This window comes from Glutamicibacter sp. (assembly GCF_050701915.1).
GTDB lineage: Bacteria > Actinomycetota > Actinomycetes > Actinomycetales > Micrococcaceae > Glutamicibacter.
The window spans coordinates 46535-61191 of record NZ_JBOGEG010000004.1 but is presented as its reverse complement, the minus strand read 5'-3'; the positions used below and the strand labels follow the sequence as shown (position 1 = coordinate 61191).

Sequence of the window (14657 nt, the reverse complement as noted above, 5' to 3'; positions counted from 1 at the left end):
TCAATTGAATCAATACGAACCATCAGAGGAACTTATGGCTGAGCTGACCCTGCGGCAATTCCAGTACTTCGTGGCGGTCGTTGACCACGGCTCGGTCACCGCCGCGGCCGCCGCCTGCCATATTTCCCAGGCCGCGGCCTCCATGGCCATCGCGCAGCTCGAGAAATCCCTGGGCGCCGACCTGCTGATCCGCAGCCGGTCGCGCAAGCTGCTGCCCACCGCGGCCGGCACCGAATTCGCCCGCCACGCCCGGTCGGTCCTGGAGCGCGTGGCCGAGGCCGAGCTGGCCGTGTCCGAAAGCGTCGAGCAGATGCGCGGCGCCCTGCGCGTCGGGTGCAGCCCGACGCTGGCACCCCGGCTGGTGCCGCCGCTGGCCCAGTACTTCACCCAGCGGCACCCGCTGGTGGACCTGCGCATTTCCGAGGGGGCCCCGGGCCCGATCCAGGACGCCGTGCGCCAGGGGAAGCTGGATCTGGCCTTCGGCTATGCGTGGCAGACGGACGAGGACCTGCGCAGCGAGCATGTGGTCGATGTGCACCTGCAGATCATGCTGCCCGCCGGCCACCGCTTCGCCGGGCGCGACTCGCTGCGGCTGGCAGAGATCGTTGAGGAGCCTGCGGTGATCCTCGATGTCCCGCCCACCGCCGAGCGGCTGACCGCGCTGGTCCGGTCGCACGGGCTGGAGCTGGACATCAGGTGGCGCAGCACCAGCATGGAGAACATCCGCTCGCTCGTGGGCCGCGGCTTGGGCTATTCCTTCGCCAACAGCGTGCCGGCCACCGGGACGACCTACGACGGGCTGGAGGTCGTCTATGTGCCGGTAGCCGATGCGATGGAGCAGAATTCGGTGGTGGCGGTATTGCCCGCCGGGCACACCATGCCGCGGCGGGTTGCCGCCGCGCTGGAACTGCTGCGCGAGGATACCGCGCAGCACGGCTGACACCTGCGCCGAAGCCGCGCGGGATTCAGTTGCGCAATGCGGCAGCCTCCTGGCCCTGCGCCCTGCGGGACTTGTCCACCAGCGGGCCCGAGCCCATCTCCGCATCCAGGTTCTGGATCTCGGAGCCGGAGCGGTCCTGCGAGCGCAGCAGCGCCGCCAGGGACATGGCGGAGAATGCCATCCACAGCACCGCCACCAGCCAGAGCTTCCCGCCGCCGGCGATCACCAGGGCGGTGGCGATCATCGGGGTGAACCCGGCGCCAAGGGTGGAAGCCAGCTGGTAGCCCACCGACGTTCCGGAATAGCGCACCGCGGTCGGGAACAGCTCGCCGGCGAAGGCGCCATAGGGCCCGGAAGTGAATCCCTGGACTAGGCTCAGTCCCAGCACGATGGCCAGCATGAAGGCCATGGTGCTGCCCATCTCCAGCAAGGCCATCACCGGGAAGGCGAGGATGATCGCGGCGATATTTCCCCAGATCAGGATGCGGCGGCGGCCCAGCCGGTCGCTGAGCTTGGAGGCGGTGATAATGGCCAGCACGGTGAAGACCCCACCGATGGCCTTGATGTTCAGCACTTCGGTCTGGGCCAGGATGGCCTGCTGCACGGCGAAGGAAATCGCCCACGCGCCCATCAGCCCCTGGGTCATCTGGCCCGAGAGCCCGGCCACCACCGCGGTCAGCAGCGGCTTGCGGTGGTTCCGGAACAGCTCGGCGACGGGGATGCGCTTCTTGGTTTTCTTCGCGGCGGCCGAGACCTCGGTGAAGATCCGGGACTCGGAAACGCGCATGCGGATGAAGATCGCGAGCATCATGAGCACCGCGGAGAAGATGAACGGCACCCGCCAGCCCCAGGAAAGGAATTCGGCCTTGGGCAGCAGCGACATCCCGGAGAGGATCAGCGTGCCCAGGATGGTGCCGGCCGGGGCACCCATGTAGGCGAAGGCCGAGGCGAAGCCGCGTGAGCTCTTCTTCGAGTTCTCGAAGGCCAGCAGCATCGCCCCGCCCCATTCGCCGCCCACGGCCAGGCCCTGGAAGATGCGCAGGCTGACCAGCAGTACCGGTGCCCAGAGGCCGATCTGCGCGGTGGTGGGCAGCAGGCCGATGAGCGTCGAGGCGATGCCCATGGCCAGCACCGTGGTGATCAGAATGGCCTTGCGCCCGATCTTGTCGCCCAGGTTCCCGAAGATGAATGCGCCCAGCGGCCGGGCGATGTAGCCCACTGCCAGGGTGCCGAAGGAGACGAATAGGGCCGCATTCGGATCCAGGCCCGCGAAGAACACGTGGTTGAAGACGATGCCCGCGGCCGTGGCATAGAGGATGAAGTCGTAGTACTCCACGGCCGTGCCCAGGAAGCTGGAGAACAGGATCCTGCGCATCTCCTTGGGGTTGGCATGGTAGGTCGTGCCTTGCGGTGCCGGCGTTGCCGGTCCTGCGTGCGGGTTCTGGCTCATGGCCCTGTCCTTTCGGTGCTTTGCTGTGGATGCTAGTTGTTGCGGGTGCTGGCCGCGGCCGTCGCCGGGGTGGCGCGGGCGGCCGGCCCGAAGGGGATCACGTCGAGGTCATCGGGGATCGTGAGCCGCCCGCTGAAGGCCGTACGTGCTTCCTGCCAGGCTTCGGGAGGGCTGTAGCTGGGAACCAGATGGTGCAGGGCCAGGTGGGCGGCCCCCGCTTCGGTGGCGATCCTGCCGGCCTGCGCGGCGGTGGTGTGGGCCCGGCGGTGGTGGTCCATGGTGGCCTGCAGCATCTGCGCGTCGGAGTACTGCGCGGCCAGGACCTCCAGGTTGATGGCCTCGTGCAGCAGCAGGTCGGTGCCCCGGGCCAGGGTGGCCAGGTTGGCGCAGGGAGCGGTATCCCCGGAGATCGTCACCGAACCGGCGGCGGTGTCGAAGCGGAAGGCGTAGGCCGGGGCCGTGGGGTGGTGGGAGACCAGGATGGCCGACACAGTGACGTTGCCGTCGCGGAAGACCTCGATGGGATTCATCGGCGGGGCCACATCGGTATCCGGGTCGAAGCCGAGCGACTCGGGCAGGCGGATTTCGCGCGGGTCGAATTGCACGGCCGGGGAGAGCGCCAGCGAATCGAAGATCCGGTCGTTGCAGTCGGTGGCGTAGGCGGAGAGGATCCCGGAGACCAGGCCTTCGATTCCGGGCGTCGGGCGTGAGGGGGCAATGGGCTTCGGCACCGAGGTGGCCCGCGGGGACAGCGGCGGCAGCTTGCCGCGGTCGCCGGGGCCCACGATCGGGATCGGCCCGCGCTCGGTGTTCTTCAGCTCGAAGGCGCCGAAGAGCAGCAGCGAAGGCAAATCCACGGTGTGGTCCGAGTGCATGTGGGTGATGAAGATCCCGCCCAGCTGCGGCAGCTGCAGCCCGGCCGCATTGGCCTGGCGCCCTGCGCCCTGGCCGCAATCGACCAGGTACCAGGTCTCGCCGACCACCACCGCGGTGGCGATGCCGAAGCGCGGGGTGCCGCGGTGGTCCTTCCACCAGCGCGGGCCGCCGGCGGTGCCCAGCGTGACGACGTAGGGAATCAGGTCGGCCGGTTCTTCGGATTGGCCCATGGCGGATCTCTCGCTTTCAACGAATGGTGCCGGGGAAGGGCTGCTTCCCCTGGTGCTCATTCCATCTTGGTGGCCCCCGTCACATTTGCCTAGCTAGAATTACTGCATACAGGCATAAGGAGAACTAATGAGTGAACTGACATTGCGGCAACTCGAATACTTCGCAGCGGTCGCCGAAACGCAATCCGTCACCCAGGCGGCGCGGCTGTGCCACGTCAGCCAGGGGGCGGTCAGCCTGGCCCTGGGGCAGCTGGAGCAGGCGCTGGGGGTCACGCTCGCCATGCGCCAGCGCGGGCGCGGCATCGCGCTCACCGTCGAAGGCCAGGAAGTGGCCACCCGGGCGCGGATCATCACCGACCAGGTGGAGCACCTGCGCCAAGCCGTTTCCCAGGTGCATACCGGACTGACCGGGCGGCTGAGCCTGGGGGTCTTCACCACGCTGGCGGTCCATGTCATCCCGCACCTCATCGAGTGGTTCAGCACCAGGCATCCGCAATTGCAGCTCAGCTTCATCGAAGGCAGCGGCCCCGAGATCCAGGAGGCGCTGTTTTCCGGCCGCACCCAGCTGTCCATCGGCTACGAGACCCAGTTCGGGCCCGACTGCGCGCTGGTGGTGCTCAAGGAATTCCACCGCCAGGTCGTGGTCAGCCCCGAGCATCCGCTGGCCGGGTTCGAGCAGATCAGCTTCTCCCAGCTGGCCCGGTACCCGGCCGCTTTCCTGGACCTGGAGCCCGCCCTGCAGCATACGCTGGACGAGTTCAAGCGCCATGGGGCCACCGCACAGGTCAGCTGGCTGCTGGCGAATGTGCCCTCCATCCACGCGGTAGTGGGCCGCGGATTGGCCTACTCGCTGCTGATGCAGCCCACACAGAGCAGCCTGGAGGACCGGCCGCTGGTCTTCCGGCCACTCTCCGAGCGCACCGAGCCCAATTCGCTGGTGGCTGCCATGCCGAAATCGGTCAGCCGCAGCGCCATGGTCACCGAGACGCTGGCGGCCCTGCAGGGCCAGTGGGCCTAGCCCGGGGCCGGCCGGAATCAGGAAGCCGGGGCCAAGGCGCGGGAAATGCCGCGGGCCGCGGTGCGCAGCGCCAGCGCGGCGGACTGCAGGTTTCCCGAACCCCTGGGCACCACGACCGAGATCACCGCCAGCTGGTAGCCCGACTCGTCCAGGATCGGGGCGGCGACCCCGGTAGTCTCCGGGTCGATGAATCCATCGAAGGAGGCAAAGCCGTTGCGGCGGATCTCGGCGATCTTGGCGCGGAAATCCGGATGGGTTGCGTCCACCGCCGCCTGGTGGCGCCCCAGGTAGCCGGCGATGGCCTCGGGCCGGGCGAATGCCAGCAAGGCCATGCCCATGGAGGTGCGGTGCACCGGCATCCGGCCGGCCACGCTGGCCTGGTTCACCACGGACCCGGGCCGGGAAAGGCGTTCGATGATCAGCACTTCATCCCGGTCCAGGACCGATAGCTGGGTATTCTGGCCGATGAGCTGGTTGATGTCCTCCATGAAGGGCAAGGCCGCTTGGCGCAGGCCCAGCGTGGAAGCGCTGCGGTTGGCCAGCTCCCACAGCCGCAGGCCCAGGCGCACCTGTCCATCGTCATCGCGGGAGAGCAGTTCGTGGGAGACCAGCGATTCGACCAGCCGGTAGGCCGTGGCCCGTGGGACATCGGCCCGGCGGGACAGGGCGTTGACGGTCAGCTGCGGGTTGTGCGCGTCGAAGGCATCCAGGATCCGCACCAGGCGGTCCAGCATCGAGTCCCCGCTGGTCGAATTGGCCATGGAACTACTCTAGACCAGCAGGCCAGCACGCCAGTGGTCCGCCAGAAGCCGATTCAGGGCAAGCCAACACGAGAAATGCTAGACCAGTAGCCCGGAGCACGCCTGCGATGGGCGCAGGCATCCCGATGACCACTGGCCTGGGGGCCCGGGCAGGCGCCCGCAGTGGTCCGGAGCCGTGAACGCGCCGGGACTGAGGGAGGACACCATGGCAGAGCACCGCGACTCGCCGCCGGATCCAGACGGGAAGCTGAACCCCGTCGTGGAACGCAGCAAATTCGGCGTCAGCAAGAAGCCCAAGCACATCGGGGCAGAAGAATCCCGCGCACCGATGACCAGCTCGGAACTGAGCAAGGGCCCCGGGGAGCTGGCTGAGCACGCCGGGCCGAAAGTCAATTGGCGGGTCTTCGTGATTTCGGCTGTGGTCATCGTGGCGTTCTCCACCTGGGCCATGCTGGCGCCCGGCAATGCCGCCTCCGCCATGAGCTCTGAGGTGGACTGGATCTCCACGAACCTGGGCTGGTTCTACGTGGTGACGGTGACGCTGGTGGTCGTCTTCGTGCTGTGGGTGGCGTTCTCCAAGGAGGGCAGCGTCCGGCTGGGGCCGGACCATTCCCGCCCGCAATACAAGCTGGTCACCTGGGTGGCGATGCTCTTCGCAGCCGGGGTGGGCATCGACATGCTGTTCTACTCGGTCACCGGCCCGATCACCCAGTACATCGCGCCACCGGCGATGGACCCGGAATCCACCGAAGCCCTCCAGGACGCGGTGGTCTGGACGATGTTCCACTACGGCATCGCCGGCTGGTCCATGTACGCCCTGCTGGGCATGGCCATGGGGTACTTCGCCTACCGCTGGGGCATGCCGCTGTCCATCCGCGCGGCGCTCTACCCGTTGCTGGGCAAGCGCGTGCGCGGTGCCACCGGCGATGTCATCGACATCTTCGCCTTGGTGGGGACCGTCTTCGGCGTGGCCATCTCGATGGGCATCGGCGTGGTGCTGCTCAATGTGGGCTTCGCCCAGATCTTCGGCCTCTCCGAGGGGCTGGCCCTGCAGATCGCGCTGGTCGGAGTGGCCGTGGTGATGACCATCGCCGCCTGCACCTCCGGGGTGGACAAGGGCATCCGCCTCATTTCCGAGCTGAACCTGTGGTCCGCGGCGGCGATGATGCTCTACATCCTGGTCACCGGCAAGACCTCCCTGCTGTTCACCGCGCTGGTGGAGAATATCGGCCGGTTCGTCTTCACCCTGCCCGAACGCACCTTGCAGACCTTCGCCTACCAGGAGGACGGGTCGGCCTGGATGGCCAGCTGGACCTTGTTCTTCTGGGCATTCTGGCTGGCGTGGGGACCCTTCGTGGGCCTGTTCCTGGCGCGCATCTCGCGTGGCCGCACCCTGCGCGAATTCGTCATCGCCGCCATCACCGCCCCGGTGCTGTGCGACTTCTTCATTGTCTCGATCTTCGGCAACAGCGCGCTGAAGGTAGTCGTGGACGGCAACACGGACTTCGCCAGCGAAGCCATCGAATCCCCGGAGCACGGCTGGTACTCGCTGCTGGAAATGTTCCCCGGAGCGCCCTTCCTCATCGGCTTGGCCACGCTCTCCGGGCTGCTGTTCTACCTGACCAGTGCCAATTCCGGCGCCATGGTGATGTCCAACTTCTCCTCCACCATTCCCGACCCGTCGCAGGACGGGCCGAAATGGCTGCGGATCTTCTGGGCCCTGGCCACCGCGATGCTGACCGTTGCCATGCTGGTGGCCGGCGGGGTGACCACCATGGAGCATGCCACGCTGATCTTCGCGCTGCCGGTGACGATCATCGCCTACCTGGTGATGGCCTCCTTCTCCAAGGTATTGCGCATGGAGCGCGCCGAGCGCGAGGGCCGCATGAGCCGACCGCGGGCCACGGCGGTCCACGGCGGATCCACACCGGACAAGACCTGGCGCCAGCGCTTGGCGCAGCTGCGCTCCTACCCGTCGAACAAGCAGGTGGCCCGGTACGCCGAGAAAGTCATCCACCCGGCGCTGGCGGAGGTGGCCGAGGAATTCACCGAGCTGGGCTACCTGGCCGATCTCACCACGACCCCCAACGAGCAGACGCAGATCCCGGAGCAGGCGCTGGTGGTCCAGATCCCGAACCACCGCAGCTTCCATTACCAGGTGTCGGCCGTGGAGGCCCCGGTGCCGGCTTTCGGCGGACGCACGATGTCACGCGAAATCGACGTGTACTACCGACTGGAAGTGTTCTCGCAGACGGGCACCGAAGGCTACGACCTGATGGGCCTGGAACGCGACCAGGTCATCAACGATGTGCTGGACCGCTACGAGGCGCACCTGTCGTTCCTGAAGTACTCCGATGAGCACGACTACGCTTCGGTGCTCACCCCGCCGCGTCCGGCCACCGGCATGGTGCCGCGGGTACAGGACCCGGAAGAAGAACCGGAGCCGGGGACGGGCAAATCGCCAGGCGGGCAGGCACCGCCGGCATCGCCTGGGAACAACGAATAGGCCGGATAGCCAGGGGAGCACGAGCCGCTGGCGGCAGCGGTTCAAGAACTTCAGTCGAGCTTGCCATTCGTGTCCCCATGGAATCGCGCAGGGTGCGCGATGGTGGTGCATGCAATCCAAAAATTAACCTCCGGGCCATCTTATTTTCCAAATGATTGATGTAATGTCGGTTGCGGATGGGGGTGTACCTACTGGAAGCGGGCGGTTATGGTTCGAATTCGCGAAGTGAAGCTTGTTGCACTGTCGGCTGCGCTCATGCTGGCCGCCAGCGGTTGCGTCAGCGTATCCGAGGAAGGATCCGGCAATCCGCCTGGCGCCACGGCGGCAGCTGGCCCGGGTTCCACGCAGCAGGCCGCCGAAGTTCCGCAGCGGCCCCAGGTTCTCGAAGAGCATTCCGGGGAAGGCCTCGAGGCTGCCATCGGCTACTGGGTGGACTTGCTGAATCATGCGGTGGCAACCGGTGATACTGCCGCACTCAAGGAATTCTCCGCCCCGGACTGCGCGCTGTGCCAGGAGCAGATCGCGCAGGTTGACCAGGCCTACGCCGGGGGCGGGAGCATCGCCGCTGGGCAATTCAGCATCACGGAAATCTCCAGCAGCCTGGACCAATTCCAGGAAGAGGACGGCCAGGACATGGTCGCCTTTGCCAACTTCGGGCTGGAGCGGGCCGCCGGCGAGGTGCTCGATTCCGGCGGCAATGCGGGCAGTGAAATCGATCCGGTGTCCTGCCAGGACCTTGATGCCAGATGGGACGAGATCGCCTATGGCGAGGACGGAAGCTTTATTGGGACCATTTGCAGCCTGGCTGTGCAGGAGCCAGTGTTTGACGAAACCAGTGGGTGGCAGCCGTTGAATGTCACGTTCAACGCGCAGTAGGAAAACGTGAACCCAAGGTGCCGCACCGCCCAGGCGGTGGGGCACCTTTGCTGTCCGGGCTGCTTCGGCGCGGGAAATCTGTTGAAGTTGAAGGCGCCAACTGCTAAAGTTCAACATACGAACACAAGTTCACAATGTGAACATTCCGAAGTGATGGAGCAGTGAGACGATGCAGCAGGCCTACTTGTACGATGCAATCCGCACACCTTTCGGCAAGATCGGCGGCGCACTGTCCAGCCACCGCCCCGACGACCTGGCCGCCCACGTCGTGCGCGAGCTGGTAGCCCGTGCACCGCGGCTGGATGTCGCGGACATCGACGAGTCGATCTTCGGCAACGCCAACGGCGCCGGCGAGGAAAACCGCAACGTGGCCCGCATGGCCACCCTGCTCGCCGGGCTGCCCACCTCGCTGCCGGGCACCACGATGAACCGCCTGTGCGGCTCCTCGCTGGATGCCTCGATCGCGGCCTCCCGCCAGATCGCCACCGGCGACGCGGACCTGGTCCTGGTGGGTGGCGTCGAATCGATGAGCCGCGCCCCCTGGGTGCTTCCCAAGACCGAGCGCCCCTTCCCGATGAGCAACCTGGAACTGGCCAACACCACCCTGGGCTGGCGCCTGGTCAACCCGGCCATGCCGGGGGAATGGACGGTTTCGCTGGGCGAGGCCACCGAGCAGCTTCGCGAGAAGCACAACATCTCCCGCGAGGACCAGGACGAGTTCTCCGCGGCCTCCCACCAGCAGGCCGCGGCCGCCTGGGAAGCCGGCAAGTACGAGAACCTGGTGGTCCCGGTTCCGCCGGCGAACAAGCGCGGCACCGAAGTCACCCGCGACGAGACCATCCGCGCTGATTCCACCGCAGAAACCCTCGCCAAGCTGCGCACCGTCTTCCGCACCGGGGAGAATGCCACCGTCACCGCCGGCAACGCCTCGCCGATGAACGACGGCGCCTCGGCGGCCTTCATCGGTTCGGAGCGCGGCGGCGAATTGCTGGGCGCCGAACCGATCGCCCGCATCGTCTCCAACGGCGCCGCCGCCCTGGACCCGCAGTTCTTCGGCTTCGCCCCGGTTCAGGCCGCGAACAAGGCGCTGGCCAAGGCCGGGCTGAAGTGGTCGGATATCGCCGCTGTCGAGCTGAACGAAGCTTTCGCCGCCCAGTCCCTGGCCTGCATCCGCGCCTGGGATATCGACCCGGGAATCGTCAACCCCTGGGGCGGGGCCATCTCCATCGGCCATCCGCTGGGCGCCTCGGGCCTGCGCATCCTGGGCACCGTCGCCCGCCGGCTGGCCGAATCCGGCGAACGCTTCGGCATCGCCGCCATCTGCATCGGCGTGGGCCAGGGCCTGGCCGTGGTCGTCGAGAACGTGAACGCAACCAAGTAGCTTTTAGAAAGGCAGCATCATGGCACCACGTATTGCCACCTCGGCCGCGGACGCCGTCGCCGGGATCACGGACGGTTCCACCGTCCTGATCGGCGGCTTCGGCAACGCCGGCCAGCCGATGGGACTGATCGACGCGCTCATGGAGTGCGGCGCCACCGACCTGACCGTCGTGAACAACAATGCCGGGCAGGCCGACGCGGGCCTGGCCCTGCTGATCAAGGAACGCCGGGTCAAGAAGATCATCTGCTCCTTCCCTCGCCAGTCCGATTCCTGGCACTTCGATGAGGCCTACTGCGCCGGGGAAATCGAGCTGGAGCTGGTCCCGCAGGGCAACCTGGCCGAGCGCATCCGCGCCGCCGGCGCCGGCATCGGCGGGTTCTTCACCCCTACCGGCTACGGCACGCTGCTGGCCGAAGGCAAGGAAACCCGCGTGATCGATGGCAAGGGCTACGTCCTGGAAACCCCGATCAACGCCGACTTCGCGCTGATCAAGGCGCTGAAGGCCGACACGCTGGGCAACCTGGTCTACCGCAAGACCGCGCGGAACTTCGGCCCGATCATGGCCACCGCGGCCAAGTCGGCCATCGTGCAGGTGGACGAGGTCGTCCAAGCCGGTTCCATCGATCCGGAAAACGTCATCACCCCGGGCATCTTCGTGGATACCGTGGTGGAACTGGGAGGGGAAAAGTAATGAGCGCAATGACCACCACCGAAGCAAAGCTCACCCGCGATGAAATGGCGCAAATCGTTGCCGCCGACATCCCGGCCGGAGCATTCGTGAACCTTGGAATCGGCCAGCCGACCAACGTCTCGAACTACCTCACCAAGGAACAGGGCGTCACCCTGCACACCGAGAACGGCATGCTGGGCATGGGCCCGGTCGCCACCGGCGAGGACATCGACCCGGATCTGATCAATGCAGGCAAGATCCCGGTCACCGAACTGCCCGGCGCCTCCTTCTTCCACCATGCGGATTCCTTCGCGATGATGCGCGGCGGGCACCTGGACGTGTGCGTGCTCGGTGCCTTCCAGATCTCCAAGGATGGCGACCTGGCCAACTGGCACACCGGTGCCGAAGGCGCCATCCCCGCCGTGGGCGGGGCCATGGACCTGGCCATTGGCGCCAAGGCGACCTGGGTGATGATGAGCTTGTTCACCAAGACCGGCGAATCCAAGCTCGTTCAGGCGCTGAGCTACCCGGTCACCGGCTTGGGCTGCGTATCGCGGATCTACACCGAAGTAGCCGTCTTCGAGCTGCGCGATTCCAAGGTCTTCGTGCGGTCCACCCATGGCATCAGCTTCGAGGAGCTGGCCGCCAAGGTGCCCGTGGAACTGACCCAGGCCTAGAAGACACAGTAGATTAGTGGGGTGCGCATCCGATTCCCGGAAGCGCACCCCGCAATCATTTCCAGCGCGCGCAAGGAGCACGGTGAGCGAGCAGGCAGCAACAACCACATCGGTCCAGTCCCTGGCCCGGGGATTGGCAGTGATCAGCAGCTTCGATGCCGATCACGCGTCGATGACCCTCTCCGAGGTCGCCGGACGGACCGCCCTGTCCCGGGCCACCGCACGGCGGTTCCTGCTGACCCTGGTGGAGCTGGGCTATGTGCGCACCGACGGCAAGCATTTCGAGCTGACCTCCAAGGTCCTGCAGCTGGGCTATGCCTACCTGTCCAGCGCCACCTTGCCGCAACTGATCGAGCCGGTGCTCGAGGAACTGTCGGCCGCCGTGCACGAATCGGCCTCCGCCTCCATCCTGGACGGTTCGGACATCGTCTACATCGCCCGGGTGCATACCCGTTCGATCATGCGGGTGGGCATTTCGGTGGGCACCCGCTTCCCAGCGGCCAACACCTCCATGGGCCGGGTGCTGCTGGCCTACCAGCCAGCTGAGGTCCAGCAGGCCGTGCTGTCCGCCGGCGTGCATTCGATGACCGGGCTGGGCATTGATGACCCGGCGGCATTGCGCGAAGAACTGGACAGGATCCGCGCCCAGGGCTACGCCGTGGTGGACCAGGAACTGGAGATCGGCCTGCGCTCGGTGGCGGTGCCGGTATTCAGCGCGGATGGCACCGTGGTCGCCGCGATGAACGTGTCGATGAGTGTGCATCCGAATGCCGCGCAAACCGCGCAAGAGGCCGCCCAAGCGGTGTTGCCGAGGCTATTCCAGGCCGCGCAGCAGGTGCGCGAGGCACTGGCCGCCAGCCGCTGATCTGCCCTGGATCTTAAATCTGGAACGGTTCTCGAACGTGAGGACTCCAGGGCCTTGAAATAGTCGGGCTCCGAGTTGAACCGCCACGCAGACTCGTGCAGCCCTGGAGATCCTTCTTGCGGGCCGCGTTCCACTTGATAACCGCAAGAATGCCGATAATGCCCGTGTTCGGAGGGATATGCGCGACATCCATTGCCCTTATTGAGGCAACGGATGTCGATCGCTATCTGCGCTGATTATCGTAGGATCCGGCGCTCAGGCCGCGACGGCGGTGTTCACCGCGCCGAAGCCGAAGCACCTTCCGATGCTTCGGCGGAGGGGCCAGTGGCGTACAGGGCCTCTTCGTTTTCGGGGGAAATGCCGCGGCGGCGCTGCCAACGGTTCACATAGGCCACAAGGAACGGGGCCACGAAGGCGGTTGTCACGACGGCAGCGGCGACCTGTGACGTAGCGACATCCTGCATGGCTAGGAAGCTGGGGTCCACGGCCGCCACGGCTGCTGGTGTGGCAATCGCGTTGCCTGCCGTGGTCGCCTCTGCTGCTCCGGCGATCAGGTTCCGTGTGGGACGCGGGTGCCGGCGAATGATGTGCCAAAGGTAGAGGAAAAGAATTGCCATCCCGCCGGACAGCAGGACGGTGGCGAGACCAAGCGCGATGCCGATGGCTCCGGAGGAGAATAAGACGCCGAAGTTGATGCCAGCACCTAGCGCGAAGGCTGCAAAGGGAATGATCAACTTTTCGCCAGGCGCCATGAATTCCCGGAAGATCTTGCTCAGGTTGCCCAGGACGAAGCCCAGGATCATCGGGAGCACAGCCGCGAGCAGTGCCATGAGCGGCATGTCGGCGAGCCCGGCTGCCCCCAATGCAATCAAGGTGAGGAAGGGGCCATCGTTGATGGACAGGACGGAGATGGCGCCTTTGTCCGTCTTGTTGCCGAATTGGCTGGTCAGCGCCACATACAGCGATCCGTTGGAATTGGACATCGCGGCGATGATGGCCAGCGGCACCAGACCCCACAGGGTGCCCTCGGGAGTGAGGAAGGCGACACCAAGGCCGACGGCTATAGCCACTAGGTACTTGCCTAGGATCAGGGCCAGGCCCTTTTCGAGCGAAGGAACTGCGGCCTTGACGTCAATTTGGGCTCCAATGGACATGAAGAACAGGCCAATTAGGACCGGCGCCCCGGACTTGAATAAAGCGGTAGTGAAGCTACCGATTTCCAGGATGTCGGGGGCGAAGGTATTGATGACGGCGCCTAGGAATAGGGGAACAATCATCAGCGCACCGGGGAGCTTGCTGAGGTACCTGAAGAGGGAATCCATGTGGTAAATCCTTGTTTTTAAGCGTTCAGGGGTGCTGGTCGACGTCGTGCGCACGGCCCGCAAATTTGGTGTCCGGGTTGCGCCGGTGAAGGTATGGCTAGTTAAATGGCTGTGCGAGAAAAACAGCAATGCATGCGTCTGCAGTGCGGGCGGTTACGGTGCTCCGCCTGAAGCAGGCTCGCGGTTCCCTTCGCTGGCGTGGTCACTGGGCTAACCCGACCAGGACTGTGAAGCACCACACAAATTGTGGGTCCTCTCGAATCTATCCTCGAAAGCATGCTGAACTGAAATACTTATAAGTCCCAATTTAGGATCATTTGAATATCAATGCCGCGACGCGAACGCGGCGGGGTATGTGCTGGTTTCAAAGATCGGGCAACAGCAGTAGTTCGCCGACAAGTCAACGAGGAATGCACAGACCTGCAGCCCTCCTCTGGACGAATCGCTTTAATGCGACGTCGAAGGCTAGACCGTTTCCCAGTCAACTTCGGCGCATGTGGTGATCGCGGCGAGCAGCCCGAGCGATTCGATGCTCGCGGCATGGGCCGCTTCGGTGGCCGCCGAGCAGGCATCTTCCACGATGGCCACCCGGTAGCCGTGATCCACGGCCGCCCGCGCCGTACTCTCCACCGAGATATTGGTGGCCACCCCGGCGATCAGCAAGGTGTCGATGCCGCGGAATTCGAGCAGTCCTGCCAGTTCGGTGCCGAAGCCGCCGACCTGCTGGTTGGTGATGACCGCATCGCCGGGTCCCGGGAGCAGCGGCTGGATGATGGCTGCTGAATCCGTGCCGTCCACCAGGCAGCCGGCGTGCTGGACCATCTGCAGTAGCGGGGAATTGGGAACCAGGTCGCTGAAGCCGGGGGCGAAGGCAATGCGGGTGTAGATGACGCTGGCGCCGGCCGCGCGGGCTTCCTCCAGCAACCCGGCCAGTTGGCCCACCACGTCCCGGCGGGCGATCTGCTCGTAGAACAATTCCGCGAAGGCTCCATCGGGTCCGATGATGTCCCCTTGGTTGTGGATGGAAACCACTGCGGTCCTGGACGGGTCGAAACTCATGGGATGCCCCTTTTCCGCGGGCCGCT

General features: G+C 65.7%; 13 protein-coding genes. 8 read left to right on the top strand and 5 right to left on the bottom strand.

Translation table 11 applies throughout. The features are described 5' to 3' along the window. Nucleotides 1–4: 4 nt before the first annotated feature. Complete coding sequence (locus ACRDT3_RS04880) at nucleotides 5–940, top strand: LysR family transcriptional regulator (RefSeq protein ID WP_431491907.1); 936 nt, start codon at nucleotides 5–7, stop codon at nucleotides 938–940. A 25-nt stretch (nucleotides 941–965) separates the two neighbouring features. Here the strand turns inward: ACRDT3_RS04880 and ACRDT3_RS04875 are convergent, their stop codons facing one another. Both ACRDT3_RS04875 and ACRDT3_RS04870 read right to left on the bottom strand, forming a co-directional pair. Further along, entirely contained in the window at nucleotides 966–2390 is a 1425-nt protein-coding gene (locus tag ACRDT3_RS04875; RefSeq protein ID WP_431491906.1) for an MFS transporter, read from the bottom strand. Between the two features lie 32 nt (nucleotides 2391–2422). Beyond that, complete coding sequence (locus ACRDT3_RS04870) at nucleotides 2423–3496, bottom strand: MBL fold metallo-hydrolase (protein ID WP_431491905.1); 1074 nt, start codon at nucleotides 3494–3496, stop codon at nucleotides 2423–2425. A gap of 127 nt (nucleotides 3497–3623) precedes the next feature. On the opposite strand from ACRDT3_RS04870, the gene ACRDT3_RS04865 reads away from it, so the two are divergent. Further along, a complete protein-coding gene (locus tag ACRDT3_RS04865) occupies nucleotides 3624–4514 on the top strand; it encodes a LysR family transcriptional regulator (RefSeq protein ID WP_388024428.1) in 891 nt (296 codons plus the stop codon). Between the two features lie 17 nt (nucleotides 4515–4531). On the opposite strand, the gene ACRDT3_RS04860 is transcribed toward ACRDT3_RS04865, so the two are convergent. Beyond that, nucleotides 4532–5275: an IclR family transcriptional regulator gene (locus ACRDT3_RS04860; protein ID WP_431491904.1), complete on the bottom strand. Its 744-nt coding sequence runs from the start codon at nucleotides 5273–5275 to the stop codon at nucleotides 4532–4534. Nucleotides 5276–5480: 205 nt separating this feature from the next. Between ACRDT3_RS04860 and betT the strand changes: the two genes are divergently transcribed. The 6 genes from betT to ACRDT3_RS04830 all read left to right on the top strand — a co-directional run bounded on the left by betT (nucleotide 5481) and on the right by ACRDT3_RS04830 (nucleotide 12250). Then, nucleotides 5481–7781, top strand: a complete 2301-nt coding sequence (gene betT, locus ACRDT3_RS04855) for a choline BCCT transporter BetT (RefSeq protein ID WP_431491903.1) — start codon at nucleotides 5481–5483, stop codon at nucleotides 7779–7781. A gap of 225 nt (nucleotides 7782–8006) precedes the next feature. Further along, nucleotides 8007–8657 (top strand): DUF6318 family protein, encoded by a 651-nt coding sequence (locus ACRDT3_RS04850; RefSeq protein WP_431491902.1) that lies wholly within the window; start codon nucleotides 8007–8009, stop codon nucleotides 8655–8657. Nucleotides 8658–8826: 169 nt separating this feature from the next. Next, complete coding sequence (locus tag ACRDT3_RS04845; protein ID WP_431491901.1) at nucleotides 8827–10038, top strand: thiolase family protein; 1212 nt, start codon at nucleotides 8827–8829, stop codon at nucleotides 10036–10038. Between the two features lie 19 nt (nucleotides 10039–10057). Beyond that, a complete protein-coding gene (locus ACRDT3_RS04840; protein ID WP_431491900.1) occupies nucleotides 10058–10729 on the top strand; it encodes a 3-oxoacid CoA-transferase subunit A in 672 nt (223 codons plus the stop codon). Then, nucleotides 10729–11385 carry a 3-oxoacid CoA-transferase subunit B gene (locus ACRDT3_RS04835; protein ID WP_431491899.1) on the top strand — a complete coding sequence of 219 codons (657 nt, stop codon included), beginning with the start codon at nucleotides 10729–10731 and terminating at the stop codon, nucleotides 11383–11385. Before ACRDT3_RS04840 ends, ACRDT3_RS04835 begins: the two co-directional genes overlap by 1 nt. Nucleotides 11386–11467: 82 nt before the next feature. Further along, a complete protein-coding gene (locus ACRDT3_RS04830) occupies nucleotides 11468–12250 on the top strand; it encodes an IclR family transcriptional regulator domain-containing protein (RefSeq protein ID WP_431491898.1) in 783 nt (260 codons plus the stop codon). A 275-nt stretch (nucleotides 12251–12525) separates the two neighbouring features. Here ACRDT3_RS04830 and ACRDT3_RS04825 read toward each other — a convergent pair whose 3' ends face one another. Together ACRDT3_RS04825 and ACRDT3_RS04820 are read right to left on the bottom strand one after the other, a co-directional pair. Continuing rightward, nucleotides 12526–13572: a 2-keto-3-deoxygluconate permease gene (locus tag ACRDT3_RS04825; protein WP_431491897.1), complete on the bottom strand. Its 1047-nt coding sequence runs from the start codon at nucleotides 13570–13572 to the stop codon at nucleotides 12526–12528. Between the two features lie 465 nt (nucleotides 13573–14037). After that, entirely contained in the window at nucleotides 14038–14631 is a 594-nt protein-coding gene (locus ACRDT3_RS04820) for a cysteine hydrolase family protein (RefSeq protein WP_431491896.1), read from the bottom strand. Nucleotides 14632–14657 lie beyond the last annotated feature (26 nt).

Coding starts and splice junctions, on each gene's coding strand:
- betT (WP_431491903.1), top strand. CDS start 5,481: ATGGCAGAGCACCGCGACTCGCCGCCGGATCCAGACGGGAAGCTGAAC.
- ACRDT3_RS04870 (WP_431491905.1), bottom strand. CDS start 3,496: ATGGGCCAATCCGAAGAACCGGCCGACCTGATTCCCTACGTCGTCACG.
- ACRDT3_RS04825 (WP_431491897.1), bottom strand. CDS start 13,572: ATGGATTCCCTCTTCAGGTACCTCAGCAAGCTCCCCGGTGCGCTGATG.
- ACRDT3_RS04865 (WP_388024428.1), top strand. CDS start 3,624: ATGAGTGAACTGACATTGCGGCAACTCGAATACTTCGCAGCGGTCGCC.
- ACRDT3_RS04820 (WP_431491896.1), bottom strand. CDS start 14,631: ATGAGTTTCGACCCGTCCAGGACCGCAGTGGTTTCCATCCACAACCAA.
- ACRDT3_RS04845 (WP_431491901.1), top strand. CDS start 8,827: ATGCAGCAGGCCTACTTGTACGATGCAATCCGCACACCTTTCGGCAAG.
- ACRDT3_RS04840 (WP_431491900.1), top strand. CDS start 10,058: ATGGCACCACGTATTGCCACCTCGGCCGCGGACGCCGTCGCCGGGATC.
- ACRDT3_RS04860 (WP_431491904.1), bottom strand. CDS start 5,275: ATGGCCAATTCGACCAGCGGGGACTCGATGCTGGACCGCCTGGTGCGG.
- ACRDT3_RS04875 (WP_431491906.1), bottom strand. CDS start 2,390: ATGAGCCAGAACCCGCACGCAGGACCGGCAACGCCGGCACCGCAAGGC.
- ACRDT3_RS04835 (WP_431491899.1), top strand. CDS start 10,729: ATGAGCGCAATGACCACCACCGAAGCAAAGCTCACCCGCGATGAAATG.